Origin of the sequence: Pseudomonas sp. UBA4194, from assembly GCF_002379585.1 — a bacterium.
Lineage (GTDB): Bacteria > Pseudomonadota > Gammaproteobacteria > Pseudomonadales > Pseudomonadaceae > Aquipseudomonas.
The window spans coordinates 18099-34085 of the sequence record NZ_DFUE01000068.1 but is presented as its reverse complement, the minus strand read 5'-3'; the positions used below and the strand labels follow the sequence as shown (position 1 = coordinate 34085).

The 15987-nt window shown below is 60.8% G+C and carries 15 protein-coding genes and 1 pseudogene; 9 read left to right on the top strand and 7 right to left on the bottom strand.

All coding sequences use genetic code 11. The features are described 5' to 3' along the window. Positions 1-44: 44 nt before the first annotated feature. Positions 45-1742, bottom strand: a complete 1698-nt coding sequence (gene fadD1 / locus B3397_RS16460; protein ID WP_296252024.1) for a long-chain-fatty-acid--CoA ligase FadD1 — start codon at positions 1740-1742, stop codon at positions 45-47. A 234-nt stretch (positions 1743-1976) separates the two neighbouring features. After that, a complete protein-coding gene (gene fadD2 / locus B3397_RS16455) occupies positions 1977-3665 on the bottom strand; it encodes a long-chain-fatty-acid--CoA ligase FadD2 (protein WP_296252022.1) in 1689 nt (562 codons plus the stop codon). A 194-nt stretch (positions 3666-3859) separates the two neighbouring features. Between fadD2 and B3397_RS16450 the strand changes: the two genes are divergently transcribed. Together B3397_RS16450 and B3397_RS16445 are read left to right on the top strand one after the other, a co-directional pair. Beyond that, positions 3860-4774 (top strand): alpha/beta hydrolase, encoded by a 915-nt coding sequence (locus tag B3397_RS16450; RefSeq protein ID WP_296252020.1) that lies wholly within the window; start codon positions 3860-3862, stop codon positions 4772-4774. Between the two features lie 38 nt (positions 4775-4812). After that, positions 4813-5283, top strand: coding sequence for a MaoC family dehydratase (locus B3397_RS16445; protein WP_296252018.1), 471 nt, complete (start codon positions 4813-4815; stop codon positions 5281-5283). A gap of 7 nt (positions 5284-5290) precedes the next feature. Here the strand turns inward: B3397_RS16445 and B3397_RS16440 are convergent, their stop codons facing one another. Both B3397_RS16440 and B3397_RS16435 read right to left on the bottom strand, forming a co-directional pair. Then, on the bottom strand, positions 5291-5449 hold the full coding sequence (locus tag B3397_RS16440) for a hypothetical protein (protein ID WP_296252017.1): 159 nt from the start codon (positions 5447-5449) through the stop codon (positions 5291-5293). A 59-nt stretch (positions 5450-5508) separates the two neighbouring features. Next, positions 5509-5841 carry an aspartate-semialdehyde dehydrogenase gene (locus tag B3397_RS16435; RefSeq protein ID WP_296252016.1) on the bottom strand — a complete coding sequence of 111 codons (333 nt, stop codon included), beginning with the start codon at positions 5839-5841 and terminating at the stop codon, positions 5509-5511. Between the two features lie 170 nt (positions 5842-6011). On the opposite strand from B3397_RS16435, the gene metG reads away from it, so the two are divergent. From metG to B3397_RS16415, 4 genes and pseudogenes are all read left to right on the top strand, one after another. Further along, positions 6012-8051 carry a methionine--tRNA ligase gene (gene metG / locus B3397_RS16430; RefSeq protein ID WP_296252014.1) on the top strand — a complete coding sequence of 680 codons (2040 nt, stop codon included), beginning with the start codon at positions 6012-6014 and terminating at the stop codon, positions 8049-8051. A 105-nt stretch (positions 8052-8156) separates the two neighbouring features. Further along, a pseudogene (locus tag B3397_RS16425) lies at positions 8157-8975 on the top strand (RnfABCDGE type electron transport complex subunit B); the annotation flags it as partial. A gap of 22 nt (positions 8976-8997) precedes the next feature. Next, positions 8998-9636, top strand: coding sequence for an endonuclease III (gene nth / locus B3397_RS16420; RefSeq protein WP_296252013.1), 639 nt, complete (start codon positions 8998-9000; stop codon positions 9634-9636). 103 nt (positions 9637-9739) lie between these two features. After that, entirely contained in the window at positions 9740-9919 is a 180-nt protein-coding gene (locus tag B3397_RS16415) for a PA3496 family putative envelope integrity protein (protein WP_296252011.1), read from the top strand. Positions 9920-9962: 43 nt separating this feature from the next. Here the strand turns inward: B3397_RS16415 and B3397_RS16410 are convergent, their stop codons facing one another. Continuing rightward, entirely contained in the window at positions 9963-10589 is a 627-nt protein-coding gene (locus B3397_RS16410) for a response regulator transcription factor (protein WP_296252010.1), read from the bottom strand. Positions 10590-11053: 464 nt separating this feature from the next. On the opposite strand from B3397_RS16410, the gene B3397_RS16405 reads away from it, so the two are divergent. Continuing rightward, positions 11054-11602 carry a hypothetical protein gene (locus tag B3397_RS16405; protein ID WP_296252007.1) on the top strand — a complete coding sequence of 183 codons (549 nt, stop codon included), beginning with the start codon at positions 11054-11056 and terminating at the stop codon, positions 11600-11602. 52 nt (positions 11603-11654) lie between these two features. Here the strand turns inward: B3397_RS16405 and B3397_RS16400 are convergent, their stop codons facing one another. Next, a complete protein-coding gene (locus B3397_RS16400; RefSeq protein WP_296252005.1) occupies positions 11655-12872 on the bottom strand; it encodes an argininosuccinate synthase in 1218 nt (405 codons plus the stop codon). A gap of 187 nt (positions 12873-13059) precedes the next feature. Next, entirely contained in the window at positions 13060-13971 is a 912-nt protein-coding gene (locus B3397_RS16395) for a flagellar protein MotY (RefSeq protein WP_296252003.1), read from the bottom strand. A gap of 130 nt (positions 13972-14101) precedes the next feature. Here B3397_RS16395 and pyrC point away from each other — a divergent pair, with 130 nt between their 5' ends. After that, a complete protein-coding gene (gene pyrC / locus B3397_RS16390; protein WP_296252001.1) occupies positions 14102-15148 on the top strand; it encodes a dihydroorotase in 1047 nt (348 codons plus the stop codon). Then, positions 15145-15819 carry a ribonuclease T gene (gene rnt / locus B3397_RS16385; protein WP_296251998.1) on the top strand — a complete coding sequence of 225 codons (675 nt, stop codon included), beginning with the start codon at positions 15145-15147 and terminating at the stop codon, positions 15817-15819. The genes pyrC and rnt overlap by 4 nt, the downstream gene beginning before the upstream one ends. Positions 15820-15987: the final 168 nt, after the last annotated feature.

The window sequence follows — 15987 nt, the reverse complement described above, 5'->3', positions numbered from 1 at the left end:
AACCGGCGGCCTCGCGCCAGCGGGTGAGCGAGCACCGCGAACACTCAAGCGGTCTTTTTCAAACCCAGTTTCTTGAGTTCCTCGTCACGCAATTCCCGCCGCAGGATCTTGCCCACATTGGTGGTAGGCAACGCGTCGCGAAACTCCACCGTGCGTGGGACCTTGTAGGCGGTGACGTTGGCGCGCATGTGCTCCATGACCTGCTCCTTGGTCAGCGTCACACCCGGCTTGGCAACGATGAAGATCTTGATGGACTCACCGGATTTATCGTCGGGAATACCGATGGCGGCGCATTGCAGCACCCCGGGCAACGTGGCCAGTACGTCTTCAAGCTCGTTGGGGTACACGTTGAAACCGGACACCAGGATCATGTCTTTCTTGCGGTCGACGATGCGCATGTAGCCGTCGGGCTGAATCAGGGCGATGTCGCCTGTCTTCAACCAGCCCTCGGCATCGAGGATTTCCGCGGTAGCGTCCTGGCGCTGCCAGTAGCCCTTCATCACTTGCGGGCCTTTGATGCACAGCTCGCCGATCTCACCCAGCGGCAATTCCTCTCCAGCGTCGTTGGTGATCTTGGCCACTGTCGACGGCACGGGAATGCCGATGGTACCGATCTGGATGTTCTGGTTCGGATTGACCGACGCTACCGGGCTGGTTTCGGTCATGCCATAGCCTTCGCAGATGGCGCAGCCGGTAATCGCTTTCCAGCGTTCGGCGGCCGCCAACTGCAGGGCCATACCGCCGGACAGGGTCACTTTCAACGCCGAGAAATCCAGCTTGCGGAAGCCTTCGTTGTTGCACAGCGCCACGAATAGCGTATTGAGGCCGACGAAGCCGCTGAATTTCCATTTCGACAACTCTTTGACCATCGCCGGCAGGTCGCGGGGGTTGCTGATGAGGATGTTGTGGTTGCCGATCAGCATCATTGCCATGCAATGAAAGGTGAAGGCATAGATGTGGTACAGCGGCAGCGGCGTGATGAGGATCTCGCAACCCTCGTTGAGGTTGGACCCCATCAGCGCCTTGCACTGCAGCATGTTGGCCACCAGGTTGCGGTGGGTCAGCATCGCGCCCTTGGCCACCCCGGTGGTGCCGCCGGTGTATTGCAGCACGGCCACTTCGGAACTGGCCGGGTTGGCCTCGCGCACCGGCTTGCCCTGCCCCTGGGCCAGCACATCGTTGAACCTGATGGCGCGGGGCAAATGGTAGGCCGGGACCATTTTCTTCACGTACTTGATGACGCTGTTGACCAGCAGCCGCTTGAGCGGTGGCAGCAGATCCGCCACCTCGGTGACGATGACATGCTTGACGCTGGTCTTGGGCACCACCTTCTCGGCCAGGTGCGCCATGTTGGCCAGGCACACCAGGGCCTTGGCCCCGGAGTCCTTGAACTGGTGCTCCATCTCCCGCGCGGTGTACAGCGGGTTGGTGTTGACCACGATGAAGCCGGCGCGAATGGCGCCGAAAACTGCGACGGGGTATTGCAGCACGTTGGGCAGCTGGACAGCGATACGATCGCCTGGCACCAGATCGGTGTGCTGCTGAAGATACGCGGCGAAGGCGCCGGACAACTCGTACAGCTCACCGTAGGTGAGGGTCTTGCCCAGGTTGGTGAACGCCGGCTTGTCGGCGAATCGCTGGCACGACTGCTTCAGTACGGCCTGGATATTCGGATATTCATCTGGATCGATATCCGCCGCTACGCCAGCTGGATACTTATCCTTCCAGAAATTTTCGATCATGGAAGCCCACTCCTCCAGCGCCAGCGAAATCTTCACCGCATTGGAATGCGATTATTATTGATATGTCATCGCGGCGGGTATTGCGCGCCGAAATGTTGAAAAGCGCGCCGAGAGTAGCAGCTTTGGAAAGGGGCGACTAGAGGCTCCGAGAGGGGTCTTGGTAACGATTATGACTGGGCCGCCCCACCCAGTCATAATAGAGTGTTTGCACTAAAAGGCTCTGTACAGCGCTTCTCAAGCCGTATCTCGCAGCTCCCGGCGAAGTATCTTGCCCACTGGGGTCATGGGCAGAGACTCGCGCAGCACGATCTCGCGCGGCACCTTGTAGCCGGTGAAATTCGCCCGGCAATAGGCCTGCAACTCACCCACCGTCAGGCTCGGATCGCGGGGCACCACGAACAGCTTCACCGCTTCGCCGGCGCGTTCGTCTGCCACACCGATGGCTGCGCAGTTGGCGACCTTGGCATGAGCCATGACGACGTCTTCGATTTCGTTGGGATAGACATTGAAACCGGAAACGATGATCAGGTCTTTCTTGCGATCGACGATCCGCACGAAGCCGTCCGGATCGATGACCGCAATGTCGCCGGTTTTCAACCAGCCTTGGGAATCCAGTGCCTCTGCGGTCGCCTCGGGAGCGTTCCAGTAGCCTTTCATGACTTGCGGGCCCTTGATGCACAGCTCGCCGCGCTCGCCCAGCTCAAGTTCCTGCCCCTGCTCGTCGATCACCTTCAGGGCCGTACCCACCACCGGAATGCCCACCGTGCCCAGGCGCGCCTGGCTGCCGTACGGGTTGGTGCAGGCTACCGGAGAGGTTTCGGTCAGGCCGTAGCCCTCGACGATGCGGCAGCCGGTCATCTGCTCCCAACGCTCGGCAGTAGCGGTCACCAACGCCGTCCCGCCGGAGTTGGTGACCTTGAGATGGGAGAAATCCAGCGAGCGGAATTCGGGGTGTTCCATCAGTGCCACGAACAGGGTATTGAGGCCCAGCAGCGCGGAAAATGGCCATTTCTTCAGCTCCTTGATGAAGCCGGCGATGTCCCTCGGGTTGGTGATCAGCACGTTGTGGTTGCCGGTCACCATCATGCACATGCAATTGGCGGTGAACGCGTACACGTGGTAGAGCGGCAGCGGCGCGATCATGACCTCGCGGCCCTCGTTGAGCATCACCGCACCGGTGTCGTCCAGCTGGCAAAAGCACGCCTGCACCTGCTGCATGTTGGCCACCAGATTGCCGTGAGTGAGCATCGCTCCCTTGGCCAGCCCGGTGGTACCGCCGGTGTACTGCAGCACGGCGATATCCTCCAGGCCCAGCGCCACCGGCGTGCGCCGTACCTGAGCACCCTCGCGCAACACAGCCTTGAACGACACGGCCTGAGGCAAGCGATAGTCGGGCACCATCTTCTTTACCTTGCTGACCATCGTGTTGACCAGCCAGCCCTTGGCGCTGGGCATCAGATCGCCCATCTTCGCTTCGATGAGGTACTCAAGGCCGGTGTCGGGCAGCACCTCTTCGACTTTCTTGCCGAACAGGTTGAGGTACACCAGGGCCCGCGCTCCGCAATCCTTGAACTGGTGACGCATCTCCCGCGTGGTGTACAGCGGGTTGGTATTGACCACCACCAGGCCTGCACGCAAGGCACCGAACACAGCGATCGGATACTGCAGAACGTTGGGCATCTGCACGGCGATACGGTCACCGGGCACCAGGGTGGTGTGCGTCTGCAGCCAACTGGCGAATGCCGAGCAGTACTGGTCGAGCTGGGCGTAGGTAAGCGTCACCCCCATATTGCTGTAGGCCGGGCGGTCGGCGAATCGCAGGCAGGAGCGATCGAACACGTCGACCACCGAAGCGAACTCGTCCGCGGGCAGTTGTGCCGGGACGCCAACGGGGCGTTTGTCATTCCAGAAATCAGGTTCCATTATTGTTATTCCTCTGATTGCAGACGCGCGCCGAATCGAGCCCGGGCGGTAGGCTACAGACGTTAGCAGTTGCTGCAGCGGGGGAAAATGCGCAAGAGGGTTCCATTAACATCATGAATCTATTTGCTGATGCTCCCGCGATCAGCGTCTGCGCTCTACACTGAGCCAGCCCACCGGCACCGACAGGAATCGCCATGCCGCACGACGTCTTGCCCCTGCACCGAGAACCTGACTGTACCCTCCAGGTGCATCGCTGGCTGCCCGACGCGCCACCCCGAGCGGTGATTCTGCTCAGCCACGGGATGGCCGACCATGCCGGCCGCTACGGGCATCTGGGCGAGGCACTGACAGCGGCAGGCATGGCCTTGTATGGACATGACCAGCGCGGTCATGGCCTCAGCGCCGGCCCCGACGACCTGGGGCTGTTCGCGGCTCACGACGGCTGGGCCAAGGTGGTGGGCGACATCGATGCACTGGCGGTTCTCGCCCTGCACGCGCATCCGGATACGCCGCTGTTCCTGCTGGGCCACAGCATGGGCAGTTACATTGCCCAGGCCTACCTGACGACCGTGGGCGTACCGCTCAGGGGTGCCATCCTCAGCGGCTCCAACTACCAACCACCAGGGTTGTACCGCGCGGCCGCCCTGATTGCCGCCGCTGAACGCCTGCGTCAGGGCCCGCGGGGCAGAAGCCGATTGATCGAATGGCTGTCCTTCGGCACGTTCAACAACGCGTTCAAGCCCACACGCACGAACTTCGACTGGCTGAGCCGCGACGAGCACCAGGTTGACCGCTATATCGCCGACCCACTGTGTGGTTTTCGCTGCACCAATCAGCTATGGCTGGACCTGCTCGGCGGTTTGCAGCACATTAGCCAGCCACGTAACCTGGCGCGCATCGATGCCGACCTGCCCCTGCTGATCATCGGCGGGCAATGTGATCCGGTGAGTGCGGGAAAGCGTCTCAAGCACCTGGCCGATGCCCTGCGCGGCAGCGGCAAGCGCAACGTGCAACTGAATCTCTACACCGCCGCGCGCCACGAACTGTTCAACGAAATCAACCGGGACCAGGTAATCGCCGACCTGATTGCCTGGCTGGACACGCAATAGCCAGGCGGACCACCGCCCAGCCAAGGACACCTAGAAAAATGACCGAAGTCACCAACACCCCCTATGAAGCCCTGGAGATCGGCCAGACCGCCAGTTTCAGCAAGACCGTGGAAGAGCGCGACATTCAGTTGTTCGCGGCCATGTCGGGCGATCACAACCCGGTGCACCTGGATGCCGAGTTCGCTGCCAGCAGCATGTTCAAGGAGCGTATTGCCCACGGCATGTTCAGTGGTGCGCTGATCAGCGCCGCCGTGGCCTGCGAACTGCCCGGCCCTGGCACTATCTATCTGGGCCAGCAGATGAGCTTCCAGAAACCCGTCAAATTGGGCGATACCCTGACCGTACGCCTGGAGATTCTGGAAAAGCTGCCGAAGTTTCGCGTGCGCATCGCCACGCGCGTATTCAACCAGCGCGACGAACTGGTCGTGGACGGTGAGGCGGAAATTCTGGCGCCGCGCAAGCAACAGACCGTGACCCTGGTAAGCCCACCGCCCATCACCATCGGCTGAAGCAACGTCAGCGCTTCTTCGGCTTGCGGGCTTTCTTCTTGGCCTTGGCCAATGGCATTGCCTGCTCGAACGCCTGGCGCATGTCGTTAAGGCGCTTGTCGTTGATGTCATGGATTCGCTTGCCGCGCTCGCTGGCGAAGTCGATCAGGTTATCGTCTCGGCTCATGATGATGTTCGGGCCTGGCCACAAAGAGCCTCAATGATGCAACGGGACGTCACGCCTGGCTAGACCTGGATATCGACCCACAGCCCCTGGCGAGGCTCATCTTCGATCAGGGGCGCCACCGGAACGGTGTTGTCGGCATTGAGCTCATCGCCCGGCACGGGCAGGTGCTCGTCCGCAGCGGCATGCCCATCGCGACGCTGACGTTGCCGGCGCTGCTGCTCTTCGCGCAACAGCAATGCCGCTTCGTCCGGGTCGCGCTGGCGCAGATCGATGGAGCTGTCGCTGCCGGTCGGCTGGGCCGGCACCACCGGTGCGATGGCCGGGGCCTGCTTGACCGGGTCGAACTGCGAGGTCACGGGCACCACGCTGAGCGGGATCAGTGGCGGAATCATGGGTTCGGTTCTCCTGTAGCCGGGGTTTCGGCCAACAATGCCGGGACTTGAGACATTTCGTCGCTTTTGTAGCCCAACGCGCGGCAGTGGGCAGGCCCGCAACAGGTGAAATATTCCCCTCGCCCCTTTATAGTGTGCGGTCTTCGTTTCACTTCCAGTAGCCGAGCCCCATGTCCGAGCCACGCAAGATTCTCGTCACCAGCGCCCTGCCCTATGCCAACGGTTCCATTCACCTTGGCCATATGCTGGAGTATATCCAGACCGATATGTGGGTGCGCTTTCAGAAGCATCGCGGCAACCAGTGCGTCTATGTCTGTGCAGACGACGCCCATGGCTCGGCGATCATGCTGCGCGCCGAAAAGGAAGGGATCACGCCCGAGCATCTGATCGCCAACGTCAAGGCCGAACACAGCGCCGACTTCGCCGACTTCCTGGTGGATTTCGATAATTTCCACTCCACCCACAGTGAAGAAAACCGCGAGCTGTCCAGTGAGATCTACCTGAAGCTGCGCGATGCGGGGCATATTGCCCAACGCTCGGTGACCCAGTATTTCGATCCGGAAAAACAGATGTTCCTGGCCGATCGGTTCATCAAGGGCACCTGCCCCAAGTGTGCCTCGCCCGATCAGTACGGTGACAACTGCGAAAAGTGCGGGGCAACCTATGCACCTACCGAACTGAAAGACCCGAAGTCGGCGATTTCCGGCGCCACGCCGGTGCTGAAGGACTCCCAGCACTTCTTCTTCAAGCTGCCGGATTTCCAGCAGATGCTGGAAGCCTGGACCCGCAGCGGCACCCTGCAGGACGCCGTGGCGAACAAGATCGCCGAATGGCTGGACGCCGGCCTGCAGGAGTGGGACATCTCCCGCGACGCACCGTACTTCGGCTTCGAGATTCCCGGTGAGCCCGGCAAGTACTTCTATGTCTGGCTGGATGCACCCATTGGCTACATGGCCAGTTTCCGAAACCTGTGCGCACGTCGTCCGGAGCTGGATTTCGACGCCTACTGGGCCAAGGATTCCACCGCTGAGCTGTACCACTTCATCGGCAAGGACATCATCAACTTCCACGCCCTGTTCTGGCCTGCCATGCTCGAAGGCGCTGGCTACCGCAAGCCGACTGCCCTCAACGTGCACGGCTTCCTGACGGTCAACGGCGAGAAGATGTCCAAGTCCCGCGGCACCTTCATCAAGGCCCGCACGTACCTGGACCACCTGGCGCCGGAGTACCTGCGTTACTACTTCGCCTCGAAACTGGGGCGCGGCGTGGACGACCTCGACGTCAACCTCGAAGACTTCGTGCAAAAGGTCAACTCCGACCTGGTGGGCAAGGTGGTCAACATCGCCAGCCGCTGTGCCGGCTTCGTACACAAGGGCAATGCCGGCGTGCTGGTGGCCGAAAACGCTGCGCCGGAACTCGCCGAGGCCTTCCTCAGCGCAGCACCGAGCATCGCCGAAGCTTATGAGATGCGCGACTTCGCCCGTGCCATGCGCGAGATCATGGCCCTGGCCGACCGCGCCAATGCCTGGATTGCCGACAAGGCGCCATGGGCACTGGCCAAGCAGGAAGGCAAGGCGGACGAAGTGCAGGCTGTCTGTGCCGCCGGTATCAATCTGTTCCGCCAGCTGGTGATATTCCTCAAGCCGGTGTTGCCGCTGCTGGCCGCCGATGCCGAGAAATTCCTCAATGTCGAGCCGTTGAGCTGGAACGACCACAGCACCTGGCTGGCCGATCACCAGCTCAACCCTTTCCAGGCGTTGATGACGCGCATCGACCCGGTCAAGGTCCAGGCCATGACCGACGCTTCGAAGGAAGACCTTGCCGCTGCACAGGCTCCGGCTGCCGTGGGCAACGGCGAGCTGGTCAAGGAGCCGCTGGCGCCCGAGATCGAATTCGATGCGTTTGCGGCAGTGGACTTGCGTGTCGCCCTGATCCTCAAGGCCGAAGCCGTCGAGGGTGCCGACAAGCTGCTGCGCCTGACCCTGGACATCGGTGACGAACAACGCAACGTGTTCTCCGGCATCAAGAGTGCCTATCCGGAGCCAGCAGCCCTGGAAGGTCGCCTGACCATGATGATCGCCAACCTCAAGCCTCGCAAGATGCGCTTCGGGGTGTCGGAAGGCATGGTCATGGCAGCGGGCCCTGGCGGTGATGAAATCTACCTGCTGAGCCCCGACAGCGGCGCCAAGCCGGGTCAGCGAATCAAGTAGACCGCTCACCGGCACACCCTCTCATGCCCATGAAGGGTGTGCCGGTTTTCCTGCCCACGCTACGCTCTTGTCTATCCCCTGCCCTCACCTGTATCCCGGCCCGTCATGAATCTGATTCAACGCATCGACGCCTTGTTGCCGCAAACTCAATGCGGCAAGTGCGGCCATGCCGGCTGCATGCCCTACGCGCAAGGCATCGCAAGCGGTGAACCGATCAACCGTTGCCCTCCAGGCGGCCGTGAAACCATCGCCGCGTTGGCCGAACTGTTGCACCTGCCGCTGATCGCGCTGGACGCTACGCGCGGCGCAGCGCCGGCCCAGGTAGCCTACATCCGGGAAGCTGAATGCATCGGCTGCACCAAGTGCATCCAGGCGTGTCCGGTGGACGCCATTCTCGGTGCAACCAAGCTCATGCACAGCGTGCTGCTGAACGAATGTACCGGCTGCGAACTGTGCGTGGCGCCCTGCCCGGTGGACTGCATCGATCTGCGCCCGCTGCCCGATACCGCGGGGGTGGCGATGATCGGCGACAACGCACTCACCCATGAACAACTATTGGCGCGCACCCTGAAACGCGATCGCGCACGTCGGCGTTACGAGCAGCGCAATGCCCGCCTGCAAGCGGCTGCCTTGCGTCGCCAGAGCGAACGCCTGGCTCGCCAGGCACCGCCCGCCCGTAGCCAGACACCAGCACCCGCAACGCTATCGCCCATAGAACGGCTTAGGGCACAGAAAGCCGCAGCAGCCGACGGCGGGTTGAAACAGGCAAAGATTGCTGTAGCCATGAGTCGCGCTCAGCTGAACAAGACCTTGAAAGCTTTTGTCACGCCACCCACCCGCGAGCAGTGTTCGAAGCTGGCCGAATTGCAACAGGAACTGGATCGCGCCGAGCGACACCTGGCGAGCCAGCAAGCCACCCCTTCTTGCCAAGGAACTGTTTGATCCGATGAACGCTGTGAAACGCCGTGAAATCTTCCGTCGGTTGCACGAAGACAATCCAGAGCCCAAGACCGAACTGGCCTATTCCTCGCCTTTCGAGCTGCTGATTGCGGTGATTCTGTCCGCACAGTCCACCGATGTCGGCGTGAACAAGGCCACCGCGAAACTGTTCCCGGTCGCCAACACACCGGCTGCCATTTTGGCGCTGGGCGTCGAAGGGCTCTCGACGTACATCAAGACAATCGGGTTGTTCAACAGCAAGGCCAGGAACGTCATCGAGGCCTGTCGAATGCTGGTGGAGCTGCATGACGGCCAGGTGCCGGAAACCCGTGAGGCGCTCGAAGCGCTACCGGGTGTAGGCCGCAAGACGGCTAACGTGGTGCTCAACACAGCCTTCCGCCAGTTCACCATGGCGGTGGACACTCACATCTTCCGGGTCAGCAACCGGACTGGCCTGGCCCCAGGCAAGAATGTCGTCGAGGTCGAGCACAAGCTGATGAAGTTCGTGCCCAGGGAATACCTGCTGGACTCACACCACTGGTTGATCCTGCATGGCCGGTATGTGTGTCAGGCGCGCAAGCCCCGCTGCGGGAGTTGCCGCATCGAAGACCTTTGTGAGTACAAGCACAAGACCTCCGATGATTGATCTGCTCTGCGGAATCGTGCCGGTCGATTGAAAAAATCTTTTTTACGACGTTCAGGAATATCGCTATAAGGTCGGCCAATGGCCTGTGCCTGGAGGTGATGCTATGAGTGACGATAAAGAAGAACTGGATGTGGACGACGATTTCGTCGCGGTCGAAAACGACGAAGCAGAGCCTGTGGTAGAAACCGCCAAGACCAATCTAAGCAAGCGCCGCACCATCGACAACCTGCTCGAAGAGCGCCGTCTGCAGAAACAGCTGGCCGACTACGACTTCGACGTATAGCCAGCCACGGGTTGGCACCCTTGCAGCCGTGGCGGCATGCCCTTCACGCAAGCCCATTGCGTTGCGCCAGCTCGATCAGATCGACAAGGGATCGAGCGTTGAGCTTCTGCAGCAAGCGGGTCTTGTAGGTCGACACTGTTTTGTTACTCAGAAACATTCCGTCGGCGATTTCCTTGTTCGACTTGCCCTTGGCCAACTGCTGCAGCACCATCATTTCGCGGCCGGAAAGGCGCTGCACCATCTCGGCCTCCGACGCATTGCCCAGACTGCTGCGCACCGAATGCAGGGCTTGGTTGGGGAAGTAGCTGTACCCGGACAACACCGCCTTGATCGCGCTCAGCAGCTCGGTAAGGTCCTGCTGCTTGCACACATACCCCGCCGCACCGGCCTGCATGCAGCGCATCGAAAAGTGCCCCGGTGCCTGAGAGGTCAGCACCAGCACGGTAAGACCGGGGAACGTGGCAGTCAGGCGTCCGATCACTTCCAGACCGTCCAGCTTGGGAATTCCGATGTCGAGAATGATGATATCCGGCGCGTGTTCTCGAGTGAGCTGCAAGGCATCCACGCCATTGTCGGTCTCAGCCACTACTTCATAGCCATGGCGCTCCATCAGCAGCCGGACGGCAAGCCGAATGACGGGATGATCATCCACGATCAGCACTTTATTCATGGGAAAATCCAATTTTCGCTGTTCGAATTCTAGAGCCCGCACAATAGCCTAACCGGCTGCGCCTTTGTATCTCTCAGACGTAGGCTACAGCTCCACCAAGACACTTCCTACAAGGATGAAAGAAACTTCCTACAAAAAACCTGCGTGAAAATGTTTTTACAAACTGTCAGCCATCGCGAGCTCTGCGTATGACACTCAGGACAGCAGCATTGCATACTTGCTCTGCTGCTTCAATTGAGCGTTCGCGCCCGGGCCAGCCAAGCTGTTACAGCATAAATATGCGCCATTATGCATCCACAGAAGTGTAGAAGTTGGTGCCAGAACCCGCCACCGAAGCCGGCATCGATGCAGGCGGCCACACCGCCGGAATCGACAGGATATTTATGCATTCCGCAGCCCGACCTCTTATTCCCTACCATCGCAGGCCAAGCAACTACTGGCCGAGGTCGGCCGGGGAGGTTTACATGGCTCACAAGAAAAGAAACCGGTCCAACCCACTCAGCGTCATTGCCTTGTTCACAGCCATGGTCGAAGCCTCTGCGCTGGCGTCCTTACCCTTTCTGGACGATAACAGTCAGACGATTTACATCTGGTTCCTGGTGGGGTTCCCAACTTTTCTGGCGGCGTTGTTCTTCGCCACACTCAACTTCAATTACAAGGCTCTTTATTCACCTTCCGACTTTGAAACTTCTGCAGACTTCCTCAAGGGCATGGAGTCCGACGCCGAAGCGCATGAGCTGATCGACAGCCAATTATTGAAGTTCAAAGGCTACGAACTGCATATCATCAATGTTGCAACCACTGCGCCTCTTTTGATGATAAGTAACCAAGTAGAACAATTGGTTGCCACTCGCGCCAGACGCCCTTCCAGCGTCCCTGTCCTTGTTCTGTTGGTCGGGTCGAGAACGCCGCCCCATTTCGACGAAGCGCTGATCAAGCGTTTGGCCGAACAGGGTTGCCGAGTCGCCACCGCACGAGTCGACGCCGAAAACTGGCACCTCAGCGTTATCTGACGCATAAAAAAAACCCCGGCCGGAGCCGGGGTTTCGTTTGCAAAGGCTGCAATCAGAACAACTTGCGGCCTTTGTTCGCCGCAATCCGCATACGCAGGGCGTTGAGCTTGATGAAGCCCGCCGCGTCAGCCTGATTGTAGGCGCCGCCATCTTCTTCGAAGGTGGCAATGTTGGCGTCGAACAGGGAATCATCCGACTTGCGGCCGGTGACGATCACGTTGCCCTTGTACAACTTGAGGCGAACCACACCGTTCACGTGAGCCTGGGACGCGTCGATCATCTGTTGCAGCATCAGACGCTCCGGGCTCCACCAGTAGCCGGTGTAGATCAGGCTAGCGTATTTGGCCATCAGCTCATCCTTGAGGTGAGCCACTTCGCGATCCAGCGTGATCGACTCGATGGCGCGGTGAGCCCGCAGCATGATGGTACCGCCTGGGGTCTCGTAGCAGCCACGGGACTTCATGCCCACATAGCGGTTTTCGACGATGTCCAGACGGCCGATACCATGCTCGCCGCCGATCTTGTTCAGCGTGGCCAGTACCGTGGCTGGGGTCATTTCGACGCCGTCCAGCGCAACGATGTCGCCGTTGCGGTAGGTCAGCTCGAGGTACTGGGCGGTGTCGGGCGCGTTCTCCGGGGAGACGGTCCAACGCCACATGTCTTCTTCGTGCTCGGTCCAGGTGTCTTCCAGCACGCCGCCTTCATAGGAGATGTGCAGCAGGTTGGCGTCCATCGAGTACGGCGACTTCTTCTTGCCGTGACGCTCGATCGGAATGCCGTGCTTCTCGGCATAGTCCATCAGCTTCTCGCGGGACAGCAGATCCCACTCACGCCATGGGGCGATCACTTTCACGCCTGGCTTGAGGGCATAGGCGCCGAGTTCGAAGCGAACCTGATCGTTGCCCTTGCCGGTGGCGCCATGGGAAATGGCGTCTGCGCCGGTTTCGTTGGCGATTTCGATCAGACGTTTGGCGATCAACGGACGCGCGATGGAGGTACCCAGCAGGTACTCGCCTTCGTAGACGGTGTTGGCGCGGAACATCGGGAAGACGAAATCACGCACGAACTCTTCGCGCAGATCATCGATGTAGATTTCCTTCACGCCCATGGCTTGCGCCTTGGCACGCGCCGGCTCGACTTCCTCGCCTTGTCCCAGGTCAGCGGTGAAGGTCACCACTTCGCAGTTGTATGTATCCTGCAGCCACTTGAGGATCACCGAAGTGTCCAGGCCGCCGGAATACGCCAGAACGACCTTGTTTACGTCCGCCATGCCATCACTCCACGGGGTTCTACGGAAAGCCGTCGATTCTACCGCCCAAGGCGGCGAATTTACAGGGGCGCGACAGCTTTGGTTGACGAAGCGACAGTGACGGGGAGAGTTGCGCCGGCAAAACATAAGAAATGTAGCACCGGCGTAAGCCGGGTCACCAGCAACGCAAAACCCGAGACGCTCGCAATCACAATGGCTTGGGCGCTTCGCCAGGCGTAGGTGCAGACGTGGATGCCGGTGCTGCCACGGGCGCTACGCGCTCCAATTCGATACTGACGCGGCGATTGCGGGCGCGGTTGGCAGGGGTGGTATTGGCGACCACAGGATAACTTTCACCATGAAAGCGCAAAGTGATCTGGTCTTCGCCGATCCCGTGAGCCTTGAGGTAATCCTGCACCGCCACGGCGCGGCGGCGCGACAGATCGCGGTTGGTCAAACGATTGCCGCTGTTATCCGAATGGCCATCGAGTTGAACGTGGTTGACCGTAGGATCGGCTTTCATGAATGCCAGGATCTTGTCGAGTTGCGCCTTGCCCGCCGCATCCAGTTCGATGCCCTTGGGAAAGCCCACCTGGCTGATACGAATCTGGTCATAGTTCATCGGCAACAGCTTCGCCGCGCAGGCCTGGTATTCCCCGTAGGCCTTATTGAACTTGACCGGCAGCAGGCGCACTTCGACTGCCCTGCCCCCTTCACCCGATGCGCTGCGCACGACACTGCTGCGGCCTTCCAGCAAGCCGCTGATCAAACCGCTGGCCTGGCCCTGGCTGCTGATGAGCACGGCTTCACCGCTGCCCAGACGTACCGCGCCCAGGTTGATGTCGCCACGGCCCGGCTGCCAGGGCGCAGCGGCGGCAAGCAATACGGCCGAGCCGGTGCCCAGCAGCGAACTGGAGGAGGTGAGCCGAAACACCGCCTTCTCCCCCGCGCGACGCTGAAACTCCCCAGCGCCGAACTCCGCGACCGGCTGGCTCAACCGACACTCGAACTGATCGCCTTCCACCTTCCACTCGACGTTCTCCAGACGGGTCTGGAAAGTCATCGCCATGGCCGGCAGGCTGGCAAACATACTGAGCAAGGCAAGATAACGCTGGCGCACGACAGGCTCCACTGGTTCGAACAGGACACATTAGGGGTATCGGTTCCGGTGCCGAAAACTTGATAGCGGATGCTGAGCACGGCGTTTTCCGGTAGCATTCCCGGCGAGTTCGAACCGCCTGGAATCCCCAATGTCCGACCGCCTGACCCTACTGCGCCCCGACGACTGGCACATCCATCTTCGTGATGGCGCCGTGCTTCCCCATACTGTGGCCGATGTTTCGCGGATATTCGCCCGCGCCATCGTCATGCCCAACCTGGTTCCACCGGTGCGCACTGCCGGCGAGGCCGACGCCTACCGCCAGCGCATTCTCGCCGCGCGGCCCGCGGGCAGCGCCTTCGAACCGCTGATGACGCTGTACCTGACCGATCGCACCAGCGCCGATGACATCCGTGCGGCCAAGGCCACAGGCTTCGTCAAGGCAGCCAAGATGTACCCGGCCGGTGCCACTACCAACTCGGACTCCGGTGTTACCAGCCTGGACAACATCACCCCGGCTCTCGAGGCCTTGGCCGAGGTGGGCATGCCGCTGCTGGTGCATGGTGAGGTGACCCGCGGCGAGGTCGACGTCTTTGACCGTGAGAAGCTGTTCATCGACGAACACATGCGTCGCTTGGTCGAGCGTTTCCCCACCTTGAAAGTGGTGTTCGAACACATCACCACTGCCGATGCAGCCCAGTTCGTACAGGACGCGCCGGCCAACGTCGCCGCGACCATCACCCCCCAGCATTTGTTGTACAACCGCAACCACATGCTGGTGGGCGGCATTCGCCCGCACTTCTATTGCTTGCCGATCCTCAAGCGCAACACGCACCAGGTGGCCCTGCTGGATGCCGCCACCAGCGGCAGCAGCAAATTCTTCCTCGGCACCGACTCCGCGCCCCATGCCCAGCATGCCAAGGAAGCCGCGTGCGGCTGCGCAGGCTGCTACAGCGCCTATGCCGGGATCGAGTTGTACGCCGAGGCGTTCGAGCAACGCAACGCGCTGGACAAGCTGGAAGGCTTTGCCAGCCTGCATGGCCCGGACTTCTATGGCCTGCCGCGCAACACCGACACCATTACTCTGGTCCGCGAAGAGTGGACCGCCCCGACCAGCCTGCCCTTCGGCGAGCATGTCGTTATCCCGCTGCGCGCCGGTGAAAAACTGCGCTGGCGTCTGCTGGAGCACACTGCGTGAGTGAAGACAATTACGACGACGAAGACACCGGCGGCGGTGGGACCGGTTCGCGCCACCCCATGGCGGCGCGCTTCCGCGGCTATCTGCCCGTAGTCGTCGATGTGGAAACCGGCGGCTTCAATAGCGCCACCGATGCCTTGCTGGAAATTGCCGCGACTACCATCGGCATGGACGAAAAAGGTTTCGTGTTTCCCGATCACACCTATTTCTTCCGCGTCGAACCGTTCGAAGGCGCCAATATCGAAGCGGCGGCTCTGGAGTTCACCGGCATCAAGCTGGATCACCCGTTGCGCATGGCGGTCAGCGAGGAAAGTGCCCTGACCGATATCTTCCGCGGCATCCGCAAGGCACTGAAGGCCAACGGCTGCAAGCGGGCGATTCTCGTGGGGCATAACAGCAGCTTCGATCTGGGTTTTCTCAACGCGGCGGTTGCGCGTACAGACATGAAGCGCAACCCGTTCCATCCGTTTTCCAGCTTTGACACGGCGACGCTTGCTGGCTTGGCGTACGGACAGACCGTGCTGGCCAAGGCGTGCCAGGCTGCCGACATCGATTTCGATGGCCGAGAAGCACATTCGGCCCGATACGACACCGAGAAAACCGCCGAGCTGTTCTGCGGCATCGTCAACCGCTGGAAGGACATGGGCGGTTGGCAGGATTTCGGTGATTGATCGACCGGGTTCGGCCTGAGAGGGAAACTGCCGCCTGGTAGGACGCCTTCGCGGCTTCACGCCGCTCCTACAGGGGGGGCGGGCTGAGGAAATCGGTGGTTGGGCTGGCGTCTTCGCGGCTGGACGCCGCTCCTACAGGGGGGGAGCTTTTGTAGGAGCGGCGTACAG

Bases quoted from the DNA above. Each gene is read 5' to 3' on its own strand.
- fadD1 (WP_296252024.1), bottom strand. From the start codon at position 1,742: ATGATCGAAAATTTCTGGAAGGATAAGTATCCAGCTGGCGTAGCGGCG.
- metG (WP_296252014.1), top strand. From the start codon at position 6,012: ATGTCCGAGCCACGCAAGATTCTCGTCACCAGCGCCCTGCCCTATGCC.
- B3397_RS16405 (WP_296252007.1), top strand. From the start codon at position 11,054: ATGGCTCACAAGAAAAGAAACCGGTCCAACCCACTCAGCGTCATTGCC.
- B3397_RS16435 (WP_296252016.1), bottom strand. From the start codon at position 5,841: ATGATTCCGCCACTGATCCCGCTCAGCGTGGTGCCCGTGACCTCGCAG.
- B3397_RS16445 (WP_296252018.1), top strand. From the start codon at position 4,813: ATGACCGAAGTCACCAACACCCCCTATGAAGCCCTGGAGATCGGCCAG.
- B3397_RS16440 (WP_296252017.1), bottom strand. From the start codon at position 5,449: ATGAGCCGAGACGATAACCTGATCGACTTCGCCAGCGAGCGCGGCAAG.
- B3397_RS16450 (WP_296252020.1), top strand. From the start codon at position 3,860: ATGCCGCACGACGTCTTGCCCCTGCACCGAGAACCTGACTGTACCCTC.
- nth (WP_296252013.1), top strand. From the start codon at position 8,998: ATGAACGCTGTGAAACGCCGTGAAATCTTCCGTCGGTTGCACGAAGAC.
- B3397_RS16410 (WP_296252010.1), bottom strand. From the start codon at position 10,589: ATGAATAAAGTGCTGATCGTGGATGATCATCCCGTCATTCGGCTTGCC.
- fadD2 (WP_296252022.1), bottom strand. From the start codon at position 3,665: ATGGAACCTGATTTCTGGAATGACAAACGCCCCGTTGGCGTCCCGGCA.
- pyrC (WP_296252001.1), top strand. From the start codon at position 14,102: ATGTCCGACCGCCTGACCCTACTGCGCCCCGACGACTGGCACATCCAT.
- B3397_RS16415 (WP_296252011.1), top strand. From the start codon at position 9,740: ATGAGTGACGATAAAGAAGAACTGGATGTGGACGACGATTTCGTCGCG.
- B3397_RS16400 (WP_296252005.1), bottom strand. From the start codon at position 12,872: ATGGCGGACGTAAACAAGGTCGTTCTGGCGTATTCCGGCGGCCTGGAC.